Annotated in this window: 8 protein-coding genes and 5 pseudogenes; 7 read left to right on the top strand and 6 right to left on the bottom strand. The window is 42.2% G+C overall.

What is annotated here, in order from left to right:
* From ACRBG0_RS19355 to ACRBG0_RS19380, 6 genes and pseudogenes are all read left to right on the top strand, one after another.
* Positions 1–469: pseudogene (locus ACRBG0_RS19355) on the top strand (type VI secretion system tip protein VgrG); the annotation flags it as partial.
* Between the two features lie 20 nt (positions 470–489).
* Positions 490–780: a PAAR domain-containing protein gene (locus tag ACRBG0_RS19360; RefSeq protein ID WP_431488508.1), complete on the top strand. Its 291-nt coding sequence runs from the start codon at positions 490–492 to the stop codon at positions 778–780.
* Positions 773–1,195: a GPW/gp25 family protein gene (locus tag ACRBG0_RS19365; protein WP_431488509.1), complete on the top strand. Its 423-nt coding sequence runs from the start codon at positions 773–775 to the stop codon at positions 1,193–1,195. Before ACRBG0_RS19360 ends, ACRBG0_RS19365 begins: the two co-directional genes overlap by 8 nt.
* Before the next feature lie 12 nt (positions 1,196–1,207).
* Positions 1,208–6,178, top strand: coding sequence for a hypothetical protein (locus tag ACRBG0_RS19370; protein ID WP_431488510.1), 4,971 nt, complete (start codon positions 1,208–1,210; stop codon positions 6,176–6,178).
* Between the two features lie 31 nt (positions 6,179–6,209).
* Positions 6,210–7,988 (top strand): annotated as a pseudogene (locus ACRBG0_RS19375) (hypothetical protein); the annotation flags it as partial.
* A gap of 1,624 nt (positions 7,989–9,612) precedes the next feature.
* Positions 9,613–13,047, top strand: coding sequence for a contractile injection system tape measure protein (locus ACRBG0_RS19380; protein WP_431488511.1), 3,435 nt, complete (start codon positions 9,613–9,615; stop codon positions 13,045–13,047).
* Between the two features lie 239 nt (positions 13,048–13,286).
* Here the strand turns inward: ACRBG0_RS19380 and ACRBG0_RS19385 are convergent.
* From ACRBG0_RS19385 to ACRBG0_RS19395, 3 genes and pseudogenes are all read right to left on the bottom strand, one after another.
* Positions 13,287–13,735: pseudogene (locus ACRBG0_RS19385) on the bottom strand (ATP-binding protein); the annotation flags it as partial.
* A 2-nt stretch (positions 13,736–13,737) separates the two neighbouring features.
* Positions 13,738–14,449 (bottom strand): annotated as a pseudogene (locus tag ACRBG0_RS19390) (AAA family ATPase); the annotation flags it as partial.
* A 1,186-nt stretch (positions 14,450–15,635) separates the two neighbouring features.
* Positions 15,636–16,208 carry a DUF4255 domain-containing protein gene (locus tag ACRBG0_RS19395; RefSeq protein ID WP_431488512.1) on the bottom strand — a complete coding sequence of 191 codons (573 nt, stop codon included), beginning with the start codon at positions 16,206–16,208 and terminating at the stop codon, positions 15,636–15,638.
* A 270-nt stretch (positions 16,209–16,478) separates the two neighbouring features.
* On the opposite strand from ACRBG0_RS19395, the gene htpG reads away from it, so the two are divergent.
* Positions 16,479–18,338: a molecular chaperone HtpG gene (gene htpG, locus ACRBG0_RS19400; RefSeq protein WP_431488513.1), complete on the top strand. Its 1,860-nt coding sequence runs from the start codon at positions 16,479–16,481 to the stop codon at positions 18,336–18,338.
* Between the two features lie 178 nt (positions 18,339–18,516).
* Here htpG and ACRBG0_RS19405 read toward each other — a convergent pair whose 3' ends face one another.
* From ACRBG0_RS19405 to ACRBG0_RS19415, 3 genes and pseudogenes are all read right to left on the bottom strand, one after another.
* Positions 18,517–19,260, bottom strand: a complete 744-nt coding sequence (locus ACRBG0_RS19405; protein WP_431488514.1) for a hypothetical protein — start codon at positions 19,258–19,260, stop codon at positions 18,517–18,519.
* The coding region (locus ACRBG0_RS19410) for an RNA polymerase sigma factor (RefSeq protein WP_431488515.1) at positions 19,257–19,532 on the bottom strand (276 nt) is incomplete at its 5' end. The genes ACRBG0_RS19405 and ACRBG0_RS19410, both read right to left, overlap by 4 nt.
* A gap of 2 nt (positions 19,533–19,534) precedes the next feature.
* A pseudogene (locus tag ACRBG0_RS19415) lies at positions 19,535–19,878 on the bottom strand (RNA polymerase sigma factor); the annotation flags it as partial.
* Positions 19,879–19,909 lie beyond the last annotated feature (31 nt).

Below are 19,909 nucleotides of genomic sequence, written 5' to 3' on the forward strand. Positions count from 1 at the left end.
CCTCTATAGTAGCGAACATGCACCTCCTTACGAACCCACAGAAGAGAATCCTATTAAGGCAATTGTTACAAAGAATCAACTGAAAGTAGAGTTTGACGACCAAAACAAAGTCATAACAATCAGTACTCCTGGAGGGAATATAATAACGCTTACAGATAAAGACGAAGGCATCAACATTGTTGATCAAAATCAAAATAAAATTCTACTTTCTTCTTCAGGAATTTCAATGCAGAGTCCGGCTGACATAGAAATAAAAGCAGATGGTCAGGTATCCATAACCGGAACAGCAGGTGTAACGGTATCTTCAGAAGCCGAAGCTAGTATATCAGCCGAAGCCACACTGAATATTTCTGGCCTGGAGGTTAGCATATCCGCCGAAACGGCACTCAGCGCATCCGGCGAGGCCGAGGCCTCGATTACCGCAGGAGGAGAACTCAGCCTTACAGGGGCTATGATAATGATTAATTAATTCAAAAAAAACAAACAACAATGCCACCAGCAGCTACCTTACTATCTATGCATGTTTGCCCCATGGTCGACGGCATTATTCCGCACGTCGGTGGCCCTGTCGTTGGGCCTGGTGCACCTACAGTCTTAATTGATGGCCTTCCCGCTGCCCGAGTGACTGACCAATGTGTTTGTGTCGGTCCGCCAGACATTATCGTAATGGGCTCCGCTACCGTACTCATCGAAGGTCTTCCTGCTGCATTTATGGGTAGCGAAACAGCACATGGTGGAACAATTGTTATGGGCGTTCCAAATGTAATGATCGGTGAATAACGGTATAGATAAAATAATAGGCATAGGGTGGGCCTTTCCTCCGGTTTTCGACCCAATGGCAAACAGCGCCCGGATGGTGACTGGTGAAGAAGATATTTACCAAAGCTTGCAGGTTCTTTTCGGCACCCAAATTGGCGAAAGGGTTTTAGAGTTAGACTACGGCACTGACCTGTCCTCTTTGCTATTTGAACGCTTACCTATCACCGAAAAAGCTATCATGGAAAACGCCATTAAAAATGCCGTAACATTCTATGAAGCCAGGATCATTTTACACGAAATAACTATCGATGACAATGACATTACAGACGGAATTGTTCGAATAAGCCTAGATTTCACGATTGATCATACCAACAATCGCCGGAACATGGTCTTCCCTTTCTTTGTACAAGAAGGAACTTTAATTCCTAATTTTTAACAAGAAGGAAACATGAAAGATCAGCATCTGTATTCTGGGGGCACTAGTCAAACTGATCGTACGATCAGCAACTTTGCTTTAGACAACCTCGCTATTGATGGTAAATCTGATGCTGATTTTTTTAATTTCATTTTTGATTTTGCTCGTTCCGTCGCTTTTTGGAATGAAAACAACCTCCCCAACGGCGACTGGCAGCGTTTTTTTGCTGGTGATGTTACCTTCCTTCTGGCAACAATTAGAGAAAAGGACCTAACTGTATATCCAAAACAACTCCACAAACTGATCACAGATTATGAACTCACCCCATTGGATAGTGAAAAAGAGTACATTCAAGTTCAGGTTTTGCAATTAATACTAGGAATCAGCCAATATTTAACAACCTGGAGTAGTCACGTACAAGCATTCAATCATTCCACCGACCACAAAACCGCCGTTCAAAAGTCTATTGACGAAACCTTGCAATCCAACATCTGGCCCAATTACCGGTATCTACGCGATTGCATCCAGGCAATGATTTACCTTTACAGGCAAAACCCCAACAACATCAGCCATGAAAACCTGGCTGTAAAAACAAGCAAAATCCAAGATGCTCTGGCGGGTATATTGTACCAGAAATATGACCCTAAATCAGGTACAGACTCTAAAATGGCTCAGGAATTATCGAGCTACCAAGGAATTTGGAAATATTTACTTCGACTCTATGAAAGCTTATACCGAACCTTAGCAGCCCTCAAGAAGCAGGTAGAATTATATATAGACGAATCATTTGCTCAATCAGATCATGCACCACAAGTAGCGTTATTATTCTCGTTATTAGAGATGATGGCACCACTAAAAAAACAGTTAAATGGATTTTCTATTAAGCACCTTGATTTTTACTACCGACAGGTACTTCTTCAACAAGTAAAGGCAGGAAAACCAGATAGTGTTCCTGTTCATTTTGTTGGAAAAGTCAACTATGGAAAATCTCATCATCCTGTGGGTACCCCCCTCGTCGCTAATATAGATGCAAGTGACGCTCCTATCATTTACCACACAACTAAGCCTTTAACAGTAACAGGGGCACTACCCGTTGCATTCAAAACAGTGTACAATGGACAAGTAGGGCTACCTATCATGCAAGCTGCCCACGAGTATGTATATGCAGCACCTATTGCCAATTCACTTGATGGCCAAGGGGCCAAACTAACTGCCGAACACCCTTCTTGGCCAACATTAGGTAGCTCTTTGACAGCACTTCCTGTCAAGGTTCAAGAAGAACGCCTAGCCGAGCTTGGTTGGGCCATTTCCAGTTCTTTGCTGCTCTTAGCAGAAGGACAACGGACCTTGCAACTATTTTGGGAATTGCCTGCAAATACCTTTGATACTTTAGCAAATCAGTTACAGAAACTCGGCCTTAATAAGTCCGAAGAAGCACTACCGCTTTTTTTACAATCTGTATTTGAGATTACTTACACAGCCCCCAAATCATGGAAAAAGGTTACGTCTGTAAAAATTGAACTATCTGACAAATCGATCCAGCAGTCTACAAAAAGCAAGCCTCCTATAGATACCAAAACTCCCTCTGTAGCTTCTGTACCTAAGACAGGCTTGCTCTTTACACTTTTGATTGCACCAACAAAACCATCCGTTGTAGCTTACTTACCAAAGATTCACAAAGGAAATTATCAAACTGATCAACCCATTTTACGGTTTGCCTTAAAACAAAAAGTGGCACTTCCAGCTAAGGAGAGTGCGGTGAAAACGAAAAAAAAAATTATAAACCCTTATGCACTGCTCAAGGGTTGGTCTTTGAAGCAGGGTTCATTGCAAATTAGCGTCAAAGGGATACAAACCTTTGCTTTTCAAAACGACTTTTCCTTACTCAAACCTAATGCTCCAATTACTCCCTTTGGTGTAAAACCCCTACAAGGCAATCACTTCTACTTGGGGAATACAGAGGTTTTTGGCAAACCACTTTCTTCTTTATCTCTAGAGATAGAATGGTATGATTTGCCTCAAATGAAATATGGTTTTTGTCAATATTACGAAAGCTACAATAAAACCTTTCCTAAATACCCCTTCTTTAATTCTGCCTTCAAGTGGAATGCAGCTCTTTTACTTGATCAATCCTGGCAACCTTTACCGTTCATTATTGAGCCTATAAGAGCATTAAAACCAGTTGATGCGCAAACACTTCCATCAACTGAAACAACACACCCGCTTACTGGTTCAACGACAAAAACAGCAGAAACAGAAATAACTCCAAAGCCAACCTCCTCCGTAAAGAAAGATCATTCTTTCTTCCATTTGCTCGACAATATTGAGGGAAGAGTAAGCCATTTGCTCGATCATTTACAAGGCAAGCACCATACCACAGAACTACCCCAAAAGCGTACAGAAGAAACCCCATCACATAGCAATAGTAAAGCCTCCCCTCCTACCACTAAACCTCCCCATGAGCAAAAAAGCTTGAGTATTCATACCCAAGAAACTTATTTATTTAGCTGGAAAAAGCTAAAAATAGCCTCAGCACCTATTCCATCACCGAAGAAGCACTCCTCGTCTACTTCTACAAATCATTCTTCCTCCACTGAAAGTAGCTTTCATAAAGATGCGCATAAAGCTTTAGGTCACTTGCAACAAGCCGTAAACGCATTGAGGACCAAGGGAGAAGAGCTATTGTCCGCACAGGGCTTAGTGCCAGGCCTCAGATTAGATTTACTGAAGTGGCTTAGCAACAGGGCCACAAAAAAAGTAGGCGCAGCACCTCAACTCCCAAAGCGTAAAACCTCATCTAGTCCCCCAAAAAAAGAGCCAGGGGCTAAAAAAAACAATCCCGTTACAATGATATGCCCCCATTTAGATGAGGGTAAACTGAAGTCTACAAGCACCTTTCAACTTGCAGTAGAGCACCTTAAATGGCCAAGTCGCCAGGAACCTCTGAAAACGCCGCCCTCCCCCCTAAAATATAGTGAACACAGTAAAAGTGGATTCTTGAGGCTGGAACTCACCAACCCGCCCTATGCTTTTGGACACGAAGAATACGCCAGAGTTGTAGCTGAAATAGCCAACGAAAACATGAGCACTATTGCTCATATGCTATCTCCTAACTCTCCCAGACTTCTCCCCGATCCCGATAAAAAAAAGGAGAAGGACAGCACTAATAGTAATAAGATTAAAACACCAACTGGCCAAGGTAATTCCATCAAAAAAATAATTGTAACCGAAGTCAACCACTTGGCTTCATCGATATCGCCTTTGGCGGGTTGGCTTTTGAAAGAAGGTGAAAAAAACCACGTCATTAAAAAATTGAAAGCCGTCAGAGCTATTGTAAAAAAACATAAGCAGGCCGAGCAACAAAAGAAAAAGGGGGCTAAAAATAAATCCCAACCACTCAAAAACCTAGATACAGAGAACTTGCTCTTACCTCCTCGACCAGCCTATACTCCAAAAATAAAAGGAATTACGGTTGATTATGAGGCCCACATAAACTTCACCATAGGCACGACGACAATACAGCCGCTTGAATTATTTCACCTTTGCCCTTTTGACACCCAAAAGGCATTGACCAGTACCCCTTCAGCTCGCCTACTTCCACAGTACCCCGAAACGGGCTATTTATACATGGGGTTAGAAAAGGTAAATGCACCAGAAAAGCTTACACTCCTTTTTGAATTAAACGAATCCACTGGCGATCGTGACCTAATACTCCCAACAGTACAGTGGGCCTATTATACAGATGAAAAATGGACAACGTTTCCGGCACTGGCAGTACAAGACGGCACCAATAGCTTTACGGAATCTGGCATAGTGGAATTATCTTTGCCTCCCGTAATTGGTCCTCCTCCATTCAAACCTTCTACAACTAAAGAACCAGCAATCTATTGGTTACGTGCGTCAGTAGACCAATACGCCGCGGCAGTATGTGAAACCATCCAAGTATATCCTCATGCTACACTAGCCAAACGCAGTACTGCCATCCAGCCTCAGGTAGAAAAACCGTTGACACCAAGCACTTTACAGCCCAAGCAAATTAAGAAAATGCAACAGACGCATCCTGCAATCACTAAAGTGATTCAGCCAGTGTCTTCCCGTGGAGGTTCTGTAGCAGAGAACACTACACAAATGTATGTACGGGTGAGTGAGCATCTCCGACACAAAGGTCGGGCAATTACCGCATGGGACTATGAACGCTTAGTCTTGCAGGAGTTTCCAGACATCGGCTTTGTTCGTTGTCTCAATCATACATCTAACCAGTCGACTATTGCTCCTGGGCATCTTAACATTCTCATTCTACCAACAAAACTTCCGAAAACAAATGATCGGCTTACGCCAAAAACATCCCCAGGCCTGAGATTAGGTATCAGCCGCTTCCTAGAAGGCATTACTGATCCATTTGCTACAATTAATGTAAAAAACCCCTCTTATGATTATTTGAAGGTTGAAGTGGAGGTACAATTACGCCCTGGTAGCGATGAGGGTCAAATCCTCAACTCCATCAATAAAAAACTGGTAAACACTATTGCTGCCTGGGCGATAGAGCCATGGAGTATCAATCCATTCACACACTCTTGCTCCTATTACTCCCTCCTATCTTGCGTCAATCAAGAAGTAGATATCATTGAGATCGTCCACTTTGCTATTAACTTACACTATGGAAGCCCTACCGAACCTCCCGTAACAATACCTGCCACTTTTGAACTAATCCCCCACTCTTCCCCTCGAAGTATATTGACTTCTGTAGGCCAACATAGGATTACTTCGGCAAGTCACTCTTCACAGAGCGACATAAAAAAGGAACAAGACAAAACTCCTCCAATACCAAAACCTTCAGCAGAAAAAACACCGGCTGCACAGCCTCACACCATTCCACCTAAGAAAGACAACCTCACCCAAACAACAAAAACGACAACGCCTACAAGCATGCAACCTGTAGAGAAAAAACCAGACAACGCCCTTTTTATCCATAGTAACTGGTACAACAATGAGTCAAAAGATTAGTAAATTGAGGGCATGATGAATGACAACACCTATGTCTGAACAGATTAGCATCACCGGGATCGATGGACAAAAACAACCGTCGCTTGACACCCATACGCTTCGTCGATTGGGCCTGGAGGCTATTATCAAAACTGGCAGTAAATACTGGACAGACTACAATGAGCATGATCCTGGAATTACAATTCTTGAAACCCTCATTTATGCCTTAACCGATTTGGGCTACCGCTCTAATTTCCCCATCACTGACATTCTTGCTCAGCAGCAGTTATCACCTCAGGAATTAGAACAAACCCAGTTTTATACGGCGAGGAATATCCTTACTGTCAATCCTTTGACACTTCTTGATTTTCGTAAACTTCTTGTTGATATTCCAGATGTAAACAATGCATGGATCTTTCCCGCACAAAACAGTTTTGAGCCCACCAAAGGATTATTAGACATTATTATTGACAGCAATTTCACAGCTGACTCTTTGGAAGGAAAAGATTTGCTAAAACGAGTTCGAACCAGCTTTCAGCAGCATCGCAATTTGAGCCAGCAACTAAGGACGGTAAATATTAGGGCTCCCTTACCAATAAGCTTTAAGATGGAAGTCGTCATTCCTGATGATACCCTTGCAGAAAAAGCCGTTGCTGCTTTACTTCTTACATTGGAAGAATACTTATCCAGCAGTGTTTATTTCCTCTCTTTTCAGGAGATGATGGAAGTGGTAAATGATGATGTCAACCAAGTTTTCGAAGGCCCACCGCTATTGCATGGCTTTTTACCCACACAAGCTCTTTCACCTAGAATGGATGAGCTTAAAGCTGTTGATCTACTTCCTTTTATTGAAAAAACTAAGGGAATAAATGGCATTCAAACATTAACATTCAGAAGCCCACTAGATGATCTCAACAGTTTCGGAGATTTGCAAGAACCGAAAAACTGGTATCACCAGCGAAAGATTCCGACCAATCGCAAGCCCACTTTAGCTCCTGTAGACCGACAAATCATTACCGTTTATAAAAACAACTTACTACAAAACTGGACAATCAAAGGTGTTGAACGTGAGCTTGCCAACATGCGTAGTGATAAGCGTATGCCTAAGTTTGCTAAACAAAAACGAGACATTAGCATCCCTGAAGGCCAATATCGCGACTTAAGTTCATACATCAGTATTCAAGAAGAATTCCCTAGAATTTACGGAATGCAACCCCATGGTGCACCACCGGAAGCAAGTACAAGCCGGCTGGGTAAGATCAAACAATTTAAAGCATACTTATTATTCTTTGATCAGGTTTTAGCCAACTACCTTGCTCAGCTTGCCAATTTGGGCCAGTTGTTTTCCTGGTCAGAAAAGGTAAGCAACACTTACTTTTTTCAAGGTCTAGAGGAGACCGTAAACCACCTAAGTGAACTATTAACAGGAGATACAACAGAACAACCAAGTACTGATCACACACAGAAAAGCACCTCCCAAATTGTGCTAAACAAATATCACAATACACTACAAAAACTTCGAGAGGATAAGAATACCTTTTTACAACGCCGCAATTTATTCCTCAGCCATTTACTGGCCCGATTTGGCAGAAAACTAGAAGTATACACTAGTCAACTAGCAGCTGAGTCGGCAACTGCATCTCCAGAGGTTTCACTTCAGGAGATGCAGATGAATACTCAGTTAAGGCTCCTCGAAAATTATCCTTTCCTTAGTGCCAATCGTTCAAAAGCTCTTAATTTAGATCGCGTATCAGCAGATTTTTCCCATCAATTTTCCGGATTGCGGTATTGGGTAGAAACCCTTTTTGGGATGACCCCGGAAAACCTGGGGNNATTTTCGATTCAATGATCGTTTTGTCGCCGGTTATTTTGATGAAACTTCAACAGAAAAAAATGAATCCAGTGAATTTGTCATTCTAAAAGAAGGAGGTGGCAAAATCGATATACAACATTTGCTACAGCTGGCAGTAAACCCAGCAAATTACCAGGTAGAAACCAAACCTCTTTATTCCAAAAAGGAAGAAATTTCTTATCGGATTCGTATTGCTCAAGATGCGCCTCAAACAACAGTTATTGATAACCCCGTCTATAGAGTAGAACCTATCTACAAGACAGCAGAACAAGCCGAGCAAGCAATAAACAAACTGCTAAGATTATTCCAACGATACAGTAAAACAAGTGAGAGAGTATACCTACTTGAAAATTTTTTACTTCGCCCCGGGGAACAAGAACTCGATTTTGGGCTAAAAATGCTGGATGAAGCAGGAGTCCCGTGGTTACAAACAAAACAATGGCACTCCCAAAATGCTTTTCGTGGCCTTTCCGAAATGGTTCAGAATGGTTACGTATNNACGTATACTATCAAATAGAAGATACGCAACATGTAAAACCTACAGCGTCTACCAAACTAACCCAAAACACTGGTGTACAGAAAGAAGAAGATGCACCCCAAAAGACACCCCAGGCAGCCAGTCCTAAACAGCCTCAAGGAATTACACCACAGCTGGTATTCAGATTGGCGAAAACGGAAGACACCCCGACTTTAGAACTAGTTCTACAAAACACCCCGATCTTGGCGAGTAAGGATGAAAATGAAGAAGATTTATCGCGCGTTCATGATACAGATCTTAGGCAAATACTGAACGCAATATCTCATCAAGTAGCCTTTTATCCCACAAAAGAAAAAACAGACCCAACGAACCTTATTCAACATATTAACCAATGGTTATTTCGCCTTGCACCAATTACTTTGCGTACTGCTCAAATACCAAGCGGAGAGTTTAAACTACAGCTATCTTTTGTGGCCTATAAAGAGACGATTGTTTTTGAAACGATCAATGCTTATAAAACACTCATTCAGCTAGAAAAGCAAATTAATTCGTGGGAACTCAGTCCTTCTTTGGTCATCTTTGAGGTATGTCATCAGCAAGATGGAAAATACAGTGTGCTTTTACTTTACCAAACACGTAAAATATCCTTTCGATTTGCGGCTAAAATGCTTTTCACGACAAAGGATATGGCACAAAAGAAAGCACAGGAATGGGAAGTTGTTTGGCAAAAAAATATTGGCAAAACCTATCCATTAGGAAAATGCTGGCAACCTTTTTTACAGCCTTGGCTACAAAAATCACCTTTAGAATTAAAGGCCCCTAATCTCCAACATGTTATAACCGATCCGTACTCTTTTATTTTGACCGTTGTTCTTCCTAAATGGCCACTACGATTTCAGGATAAAAGTTTCCGTGATACACTCCTTAAGACATTACATCATGAATCCCCTGCTCATTTATGGCTTAACGTACTTTGGTTGGACAAGATACCATTTCAACGTTTCCAAATGCTATATGGTAACTGGTGGAATGCTTTCACTAGTAATCAACCAAGCCAGGGTTTTCACAAAAGAACACTTCTAGACTTTGTTATGTCTCATAACGCCAAGGAAGAAACCTAAGTAAATGACTCATCAAAACCATCATATTTTCCGACTGGAATTTGATTTGTCCATGCCAGGAGATGAAGCTCCTGCCCCTATCCAGGATAGAGTAAGTCGCTTGTCACAAAATCAGCTAACAAGGCTAATAGGTGACCTAATTTCAGATTTCGTGTCTCCTGATGAATTTTATGTTTTAGATCGACTAGAACTAGACTTAGGTAAATTAAGTATTGAAAGTCTTGAACAAGATCTACCAAGGGCCCTTGCTGCCGAACTTAGAGATCGCTTAGCCAAGTTATTCCAAAATAATGAACAGCAGCAATTATTACTTCTCAGACCAGTATCTTCTAACCAGTTAACTATCTTTTGCGAACTAATGGTCCGTGGAGCTTATCCTTGGTGGGTCACCTCCGATGAACGCCAGGCACCGGCTCAATTACTCCAGGAGTTAATCGCAAACAAGAGAAGCGAATTGGTAGCTTTACTTGCCAAGATCACAATGCAGGAATTCTCAAGAAAACGAGTAGTAATAAGTTATAACAATGAAGAATTAAAACAAATCGTAAGGCTACTCGAACCCAGCGCGTTCCCCTTCATGGATGAATTCCCCGACGACCTACAACGCCAACACAAAGAAGCTCCCGTACTCCTGATAAGTCAATCAGAATTCCGAGTGGTTCAATGGGAACTAATCTTAAAACAAATCAGTGAGCAGCGCGGCAGTGTTTTTAATCAACGCAGCTTTTTAAAACAAGTTTTACAAGGATTGGCAACCAAGTTTGGTCAAGGTTATCGGGACTTCCTAGACCAGCTTCTTGTTGTATCTGAAAAAACCGAAGCCAATTCTATTCCAAGTTTTCAAATGGTAAGGCTACTTCAAGATCTAGCCGCCGAAGAAAAGCTACAACAAGCAAAAGAAAAGAGGAACTCAGAGAAAAAATGGATAGAAAGCCTGACAGTAGTATTACCCACCACTGAGCGTGATACCGTTCAGGTATTTTTAGTTCAACTCTTTTCACCATCGGCTTCTTTACCAAACCTCAGCGATATTGGACACAGGCATTGGCAGATCATCATTGAACGGCTCTGGCAGATCAAACCTGCTATTTTTCTTAACCTTATCAAACATCTAGCAAGAACTGGGAATGAAGGACGTATTTACCTAAAGCATATCCCTTCCAGATTACTCCATACAGTTCTCCGGGACACCCAATCAGAAGCTCTCACCACTGAGTGGCAAATTTTTAATGATTTCAACCGATTAGGAAAAATAAATTTCATCCCAAAATGGTCTAGTGCCCAACTCAAACAAGAACTTGTAGCCCACCTTCTAATTTTCGTTGTCGCTCCGGCCCCTAACAAACACGATAGCCTTACCATCTGGAAAACGGCAATCCACCGATTTATCGGTGAGGATAGAGCTATGTTACAAAAATGGCTAAAAAAAATACTGAACGCCCCACGCGCTACTGTAGCGTACGACAAACTTAGCCCCATAACTGTTTCGATACTAACAGCTCTAGCCCCTGAATACGAGTTGAAATACAATCACCAGAAAGGTTTTTGGATAGCTATAGATGAATTAATGCCTTCCCAAAAACGATTGTTTGATAGCAATGATATCCCGTCCGTACAACCAACCAATCAATCTTCTTCACCGGCATCAGCGTTTACCCAAGACCAGCTGCCAGCCATTGTAAAAGCTGCGCTTTCCGAAGCAGAACAAAAAAAATTAGCTGGTCATATTCGTTTGGTCATTAACTTTTTTCGAACACCACAATTGTCGGTTGGAGTTACGCCCCTAGACATTGAAAAAAGTTGGTGGCTTTGGGCCGAACGTTCCCCACAGAGCCTCATGATCTGGATACAAGACCAGCGCCTTCTTCCCTCGTTCACAGGCACCTTAAACACTAGTTTCAGCCCTGAATTCGCAAAAAAACTATTTGCAAAACTTATTCCTACTCACTATTCACAAATAGTACTTTTAGAAGATGTCCTACAAAAAACCGAATACTGGTCCGTCGTAAAAAAAGCTCCTAAAGCTTCCTTCTGGTCGCTTGTTTGGCAAGCTTGGCAAGCCTTTCCTTCAAATGTTTTTAGTACTCGACAGCTAATAGAAAAAATTCTGTCTCAGCTAGACCATCAAATTTTCTCCAAGCAAATTAATGCGTGGAATCCAACAAGTTCTCAACAAGACATCCAATACTACTGGCTTACAAGCCTAGCTGGAAAACTTATTTCGATAGCCCACGAAATACAGAAAAGCTCATCGAGCAATACTCAGAATCTAGCTGCGCCAGAATGGATAACCTGGTTGCGCCAAGCAATAAAAACAGAATCTCCTGACACAATCGTCACACAGCTATTCGGCTGGATGAATATCCATAGCCGCACAGCATCTATCTCACTATGGAAACTCATCAACAAAGAGTCCGCTCTACAAGAAGCAATCGCCCAGTACATTGATGATAAAGATATACTAGCGATTACAAGTCGCTTGAACTCATCCTTAGCTGAACAATTGATGGATATCATGGTGACTCTACAAACAGTAAACATACACTTAGATGCCTTCACCCGGCCAGTTTTAGTACCAGAACTTACCCGGTTCATTATAAAAGCAATGATTCAGGACAGAGGTAGTGTCTCTAATCAGCGAAACTTCCTTTTTCAAATAATACACCTTTGGTCAGCAAGTCATCAATATGACATCAACAAAGTTTTACACTCCTTGAAGATATTATTACCTGAGCTCGCTGTACTATTCCATGATTTGACTTCTTTAGAACTACTAAGAACTATCCTTCACCAAGAATTATCTGAACCATTATCTACTAATTTACCCAAGTTAATCCCTCAAGAGGCACCAACAAAAAGACTATCCTCCCAGAAGAAAGAAAACCTTCCTCGCAAAAAACTATGGGATATAGAAGATTTACCTATCGTTTTCAATGAGGTCTGGCAAATTGAGAATGCAGGTCTGGTACTTTTATGGCCCTACCTATCTACTTTATTCGAAAGGGCAAACCTGATAACCGACGACACCTTTAAGAGTGAAGATGCCCAACAAAAGGCTATTTTATTGCTAGAATATCTCGTCAAAAACACACAAGAATATCAAGAATATGAACTAATACTCAACAAAGTACTGTGTGCCTCACCGTTGGAGGTACCTATTACTAGCTCTTTGGTCCTTAGCCCCGAGATGAAAGCCCTGACGGAAGGCCTTTTGGAGGCTGTTATTAGTCATTGGCCTATCCTTGGAGAAATATCTGTTGCCACTTTCCGAGAGTCTTTTTTGCTACGGGAAGGAAGCCTGGGGCTTACAGACAAAGGTTGGGTACTACGTGTTGCACCCAAAAGTTATGACATCATGCTCAGCCAATTACCCTGGGGAATCTCTACGATCAACCTTTCTTGGCTCGAACAACCCATCCAGGTTGAATGGCACTTGTGAAAGCAAGAATAGTGTGGTCAAATTCAACGCGACTATTGAATTCCTCAACAAATTTTATCTAAAAAAACTATACCGGTTAGGGTATGAGGAAATAAACGACCTACGAAAAGAGCGTAAAAAATTCTTTAGACAAATCAGTTTTTTTTGCAGCATAGCAGGCTACGCAAGGAAAGTCTGAGGGTGAGTAAGGACAGATTTGTAACAAAGTGTGTATATTATTTTTTTCGAACTTACTAAAACTAGACTACGCGCCCATTTTTTTGAAACTCTTTCCGTATACCAGCAATCAAGTCTGGTAATATGACCTCTTGACCTCCGCGCTCCGCCACCTTAATTGCCGCACTTTGCAGCACATTTACAATTTCTCCCCCGCTGAGTTCATATTTTTCAGCAACAGCTAGTAGATCAACAGATGGAGCCAGGCGCAATTTTCCAGAAAAAATCTTTTTCCAGATTTTAAGTCGTAATGAAGCATCTGGTAATGGGAAATAAATCATAGACTGAAATCGACGTTGAAAAGCAGTATCCACATTCCCTTTAAAATTAGAAGCTAGTATAACTAAGCCTGCATACGTTTCGATCCGCTGAAGAAGATAAGATACCTCTTGATTAGCATAGCGATCATGCGAAGAGTGTGTTTCTGTTCGCTTACCAAATAGAGCATCGGCTTCATCGAAGAAAAGAATCCNNCAATATATTTAGACACAACCATTGATAAATCTACTCGAAAAACACTTCGCTTTAGTGTCTTACCAAGTAGAGAAGCTGTAAGTGTTTTACCTGTCCCTGGAGGACCATAAAACAAGCAACGATAGCCGGGCTTGAGCCATTTCCCCAACCTCCACTCTTCATGCAATAGAGGCCGATGTTTGAGCCAGTCGCTGATTTCAAATATTTCTTCTTTTACATATTTAGGAAGAACCAAGTCATCCCAATCCAAATGAGTCTCTAAACGGGCAGCAGGGAAATTAGGCCCGAAGCTTGGTTCGTAAGCTTCTGACCACAAAAACAAGCGCCGATATGACTCCGCCATTAACAATTGTGCGCTAAGCGGTGGCTCATTCCGTTCTAAAGGTCCCAACTCTAGAATTCCCAAAGAAAAAAGGGCTTGATTAGGCCGAAATAGTCGCATTACTTTCAGTCGTTTTTGCAAATCATTACCGGCTAGAATAAACACTGCCGTCTCAGCTGTAGGTAAAAAACCACCGTGAGTTTTTCCTTTAATCCCTCCAAATTCTGTAAACCCACGCTTTAAGTTTGTGTTCTCTGTAAATAAGATATCCAACAGCTGCGGCTTCACATAGGGGCAAAGCGCTAGTAACAATATTGCTCGCTCTTCCCAGCTTAAATCCAACTGCTGGACGATCGTATCTAATGGACTATTCTCATTCAGTTCCGGCATCAGCAATATACTCTCCAAGGTGGTATTTGAGTCTTGCTCAAAGTAAGTTTTGATACGGAGATCTACCAATTCCTTTAGCCATGCCAAATGGGCCTGTATCGATTTTGCGATTATTCTTTCCACTTGTTCCCTGGTTAAATGTAAACATATACATCTCCGTAAATCTTGCCTGATTTATCAGAGCTAGGCTGTACATTACTCGCTGCAGGAAAAGGAAGTACCATTCCAGAAAAACGGGCATCGGGTAAACTCAACCTGATCTCATACGATGGCCGTTGCTCCAATTGAATAGGGGCGTATTTCTTAGAAGAAAAAACCACCGCGTTACTTCCATCCGATAGCGGAAACAACTCAGGTTCTCGTTCAAAAATTATATCAGGGGAGGCATCCCTGCTCAAGATAACTTGTGCCCCATCCAAGCTAACATCACGAGAAATTAGAAAGTATCGAAATATCACCGCCTGGGGCTGAAATAAAACAGTATAGCTAGGCTCCAAAAAGGAAGGGGTTCCATTCTCTGGTATATCAACTAATTGCTCAGGATACAAACACAGGATCGCTAATGGCGGAACAGATAACGAATGCGACAACGCAAAAAAAGTATATGTTTCAATTGTCTCATCAAGCCAGGTTACGATTAAATGAAAGATGCCGTTTACGCCGGATGGCAAATCAAGCCTACAAGGCGCGTTGGGCTCAGGAGGTACAATTACACTAACGCCTAGCTTCTCATTCTTCAATTCAAGCCCTACAAGTGCTTCGTACTTTGGTTCTACTTGCCCTTCCTTACTTTTTTCTTTTTTAAACNNGTCCCCGTATTGGCTTTTAATAGCTTATCAGGCGTCTTCGTACTCTGCAAGCAAACAACCTGATGAGGAAAGGTCTCGCGAACTTGAATATTAGAATATTTTGCTCGATCAAATTCTAAATTTAGTTCCGTATAGTTTAGAAACAGAGGGTCCGAACTGTAGATCGGCACGAGTATTGGCTGATCAACCCCCTTGGGACTCATTTGCTGTGAGAAAAACCCCAGTTTTTCAGCTACCACTCGCTGGCCAATTCTAGGCAGATTATTCCCTAATACAGGCCCCATTTCCAATACTGCCAAGGCAGAGTCATTACCAAAATAACTATGGCTTACTGCTAAGTGAAAAAGAAAAACAGGACTGATCTTCATACTACTTGTTTAGGTTGTCGTTTGAATATGTTGAATTTCAGGAATAACACCATCAACCTTACCATCATCAATGATAATCATACGCATCTTGTATACAACACTAGGCAGATATTTCCCACCCAAATGCCCCCATATATGGCTTTGTTGATGAAAATCCAATGACTCCATTTCAAAGATTAACTTATTCACCGCTTGAGGTAAACCTGGTGTATTCTCATGATTCCATAAAGGTTGCCCTTGCAAAATGGAAATGGCAGTCGTGAGTAAATCCAAACCATAACGGAGTTGCGCAGCTTTGTAATAAACACCTAATACAAGATATACATTAAGATGCAAAGGGGGGGACCTCGAAATTACACCAGTATTTACCCGAGGAGGGATAGGTATACTGGCAGCAACTGCATCTTTTTGAATATTAACAGGAAATAAAACCAGCGTATTCTCTTCTTGAATAGCTACGGAACCATTCAGGTCAACAAAAGGGCTCAGTATAACTTTCTTCTCTGCCGGCGTAAGATTCATTCGCTGACGAACGATACTGTCCAGACGATTTGCAATAAAGTTCAGGGTGGAACCAAGCATTATAGGTGTCTTTTAGTGGTTGCTTTTTAAAGTTTGCCCGAGAATTTTGGGAAGTGGTTCCCTTTGGCGATTCTGCTAAGGATATATCAATGTAAGTACATTTCATCACTTAGACAAACCTCGCTCCGAGAACCTTCTAGCCAATTCAAGTATCCTTATCACTGCCGATTTTGCATTTCTCTCTATTAAACTTGCCATTTTGACAGCAAAACAGGAATGGCATAGCCTTTGCGTTTCTGTAAGGTATCCAGAGTAAACCATAAAACATTTATGAAAAAAGGTAACATAGCAGTACAGACGGAAAACATCTTTCCGATCATTAAGCAGTTTTTGTATTCCGATCAGGAAATCTTCCTGAGGGAATTGATTTCTAATGCTGTTGATGCCACTACCAAGCTAAAAACCCTGGCCCTAAAGGGAGAAGCTACCGGTGAATTAGGTGACTTGACCATTGAAATCATCGCAGACAAGGAAAATAAGACCCTAACGATTCGTGACCGTGGTATCGGTATGACGGAGGAAGAAGTAGAAAAATACCTAAACCAGGTGGCTTTCTCCAGCGCACAGGATTTCTTGGAAAAATACAAGGACGAAGCCAATATCATTGGCCACTTCGGACTTGGTTTTTACTCTGCATTCATGGTTGCAGACAAAGTAGAAGCCGTTACTAAATCGTTTAAGGAAGGTTCACACGGTGTTACCTGGGCTTGTGAAGGCGACCCTTCGTATGAACTTTCAGACAACGAAAAAGCAACTCGCGGTACGGATATCGTTCTCCATATTTCTGACGATGCTACAGACTACCTAGAGGAAAGCCGCATTGAAGAACTTCTCAATAAATACTGTAAGTTTTTACCTATTCCTATCCAGTTTGGTACGCGTAAAGAGTCTGTAACAGAAGGAGAAGGCGACGAAGCAGAAACCACCGAGGTTGAAGTTCCTAATATCATTAATGAGCACGACCCGATTTGGAAGAAATCGCCTAGTGATCTGACCGACGAAGATTATAAAGAATTCTATCAGGTGATGTACCCTTTCAGTGCACCACCGATGTTTTGGATTCACCTGAATATCGATTATCCGTTTAACCTGACGGGGATCCTGTATTTCCCTAAGCTCAACAATGCTTTCGAGGTTCAGAAGAACAAAATTCAGTTGTACTCTAACCAAGTCTACGTAACAGATGAGGTAAAAGAGATCGTTCCTGAGTTCCTCACCATGCTACACGGGGTGATCGACTCTCCGGATATTCCGTTGAACGTATCGCGCTCTTACCTGCAAGCCGACGCTAATGTCAAGAAAATCAATTCTTACATTACCAAGAAGGTTGCTGACAAGCTCAATGAGCTGTTTAAGAAAGATCGTCCATCTTACGAAGAGAAGTGGAACGACTTGAGTGTTTTCGTAAAGTACGGAATGATCTCTGATGAGAAATTCTATGAAAAGGCAACCAAGTTTGTCCTGCTCAAGAATGTGGATGGAGAAACCTTCACACTAGCTGACTACCGCGAAAAGGTAGATGCCACTCAAAAAGACAAGCACGAGCGTACCGTGATGATCTATGCCAACGATCCTGCCTCTCAGGATGCGGCGATCACAGCGGCAAAGAAGCAGGGTTACGATGTACTCCTTTTGGATCACATTATCGACAACCACTTCCTGCAAACACTAGAGCAGAAAGAGGACAAGGTTACCTTTGTACGGATTGATTCTGACACGGTGGATAACCTGGTACAAACTGATGAAACAAAAGAGTCTGTTCTTAATGAAGAGCAAATCACGACCGTGAAGGATCTCTTTGGTGCTGTAGCAGGTGAGGGAAAAGCCATTGAAGTGAAGCCTCTTTCTCCAGACGATCAGCCGGTACAGATTGTTCGCCCCGAATTTATGCGGCGAATGAAGGAAATGCAAGCGATGCAAGGCATGGACCTGGGCGGGTTCCCTGATGATTACAAAGTAATCGTAAACGCTAACCACCCATTGGTAGCTGACAAGGTATTGAATACCGAAGGAGACAATCAAAACGAAACGGTAGACTACCTTTACAAGCTGGCTTTACTGAATCAGAATATGCTAAAAGGCAAGGAGCTTACTGCTTTTGTAGAAAAAAGTATGGGCTTTTTGAAGTAAATTTCGAGGTGCTTGGTACGAAGTATTAGGTACTATGTAGATAAAAAAAGGTTTGTCGGGCAGAGCGCTTGGCAAACCTTTTTTATTTGAATGTGCTACAAATTGGTTCTTCGTCTTTCAAGACGAACAGACCGTACCCGCCACCAATGACGGCGAACCAATCTGTGGCACACTCTTTTTATTTTGTCAATTCTTGCAACAATTGCTGAGCCTGGGACGCATACCTCCCGTTGCCTGACTCGGCCAACTCTTGAAGGAGACCTTGCCCGTCAGCTTGACGATCGAGTTGTAAATAGACCAATGCAAGGTACCATTGCGCAGCAATACGATCTGTTGCTGATACATCAATCGTCAAGCATTGCTCCAAAACCTGCTCAGCTGTATAATAATCGCCCACTTGCATCGCCGACATGGCCGTATAACGGAGGATAAACCCATCGAAAGGGTGGTCTTCTCGCAAGGATTGAAACAGTGCCAGACTCTGCTGATAATCTTGTTGTTGATAAGCATCCAAAGCAGACGATAAGCCAGGTACCGTCGACTCATCGGTTCCTCTAACCGCCAGATAATCTTCATTGGTCTCACTGATAGCAAAATATTCTGCGTACAAACTTGCCGGTTGCTGGTCATGAAAATAGCCCCATGCCGACCAAGCGGTAAACACCAATAGCGCTATTGCCGCAGCGGCAGTCCATCGCCGATTCGTTGCCTTAGGGCGATTTTGCCAGCCTTGGCGGATATCATTCAAATCATTTTGTATTTCAACATTAGAGAGGCCACTTTCGCGGATGCCGTCGAGGGCCGCTTGGGCAGCAGTATCTCGCAGGAGGCTTTGCTCCACTTCGTAGCGGTCGTCACTTGTTAGTTTCCCCTCCAGGTAAAGCAGCAAGCGGTTGGTTATACTTTTTGATTCCTCGTTCATTTTGACAGTTTATTTTTACTGTCCTGCTGTTGGTGTATCCACCTTTTTAACTTTAGTCGGCCATTTTGTAAATGGCTTTTGACTTCCCTTAAGCTGAAGCCCGTTGTACTTGCAATCTCTTGATAGGATTGATATTCGTACAAAAATAAATTTAGGCATTTCTGCTGAGGATTGGTCAAATCTGCAATTCCATTTTCTAATAATTCATCCTGGGCAATTTCTTCGGTGTACCAAAAACGACGGAAAGCCTCATTGACCATAAAGCCATCTTCNNTGCCTTTGAGCTTCTTGCCAACGAAGCAAATTGGTGCGTGCTTTGGCTTGCCGCCGAATAAAACGGAAGCATTCATGCCGAGTCATCGTAAAAAGCCAGTGATCAAAGCGTTCAATTGTGGTCTTCGGCAAAACGCCATAAGCTTTTTGAAAAATGCTCAACGTTAGGTCTTTGCTATCCTCTCGGTGGGCCGTTAGGTTTAGGCACAAGCCAAAAATCAAAGAATGATAGCGCTCGAAAAGCTCATCGAAATAAGCATCGCTGCCCGATTGCTGAAAGCGTTTTACCAATTCAACATCATCATACTGCTTCAACCTGCGCCGCCAGAGCCCCCGCCCTATCATCTTTTATTGATTAAGGAACAGCACGAAAATA

Source organism: Lewinella sp., from assembly GCF_050633125.1.
In the GTDB taxonomy this organism is placed as follows: Bacteria; Bacteroidota; Bacteroidia; order Chitinophagales; family Saprospiraceae; genus Lewinella.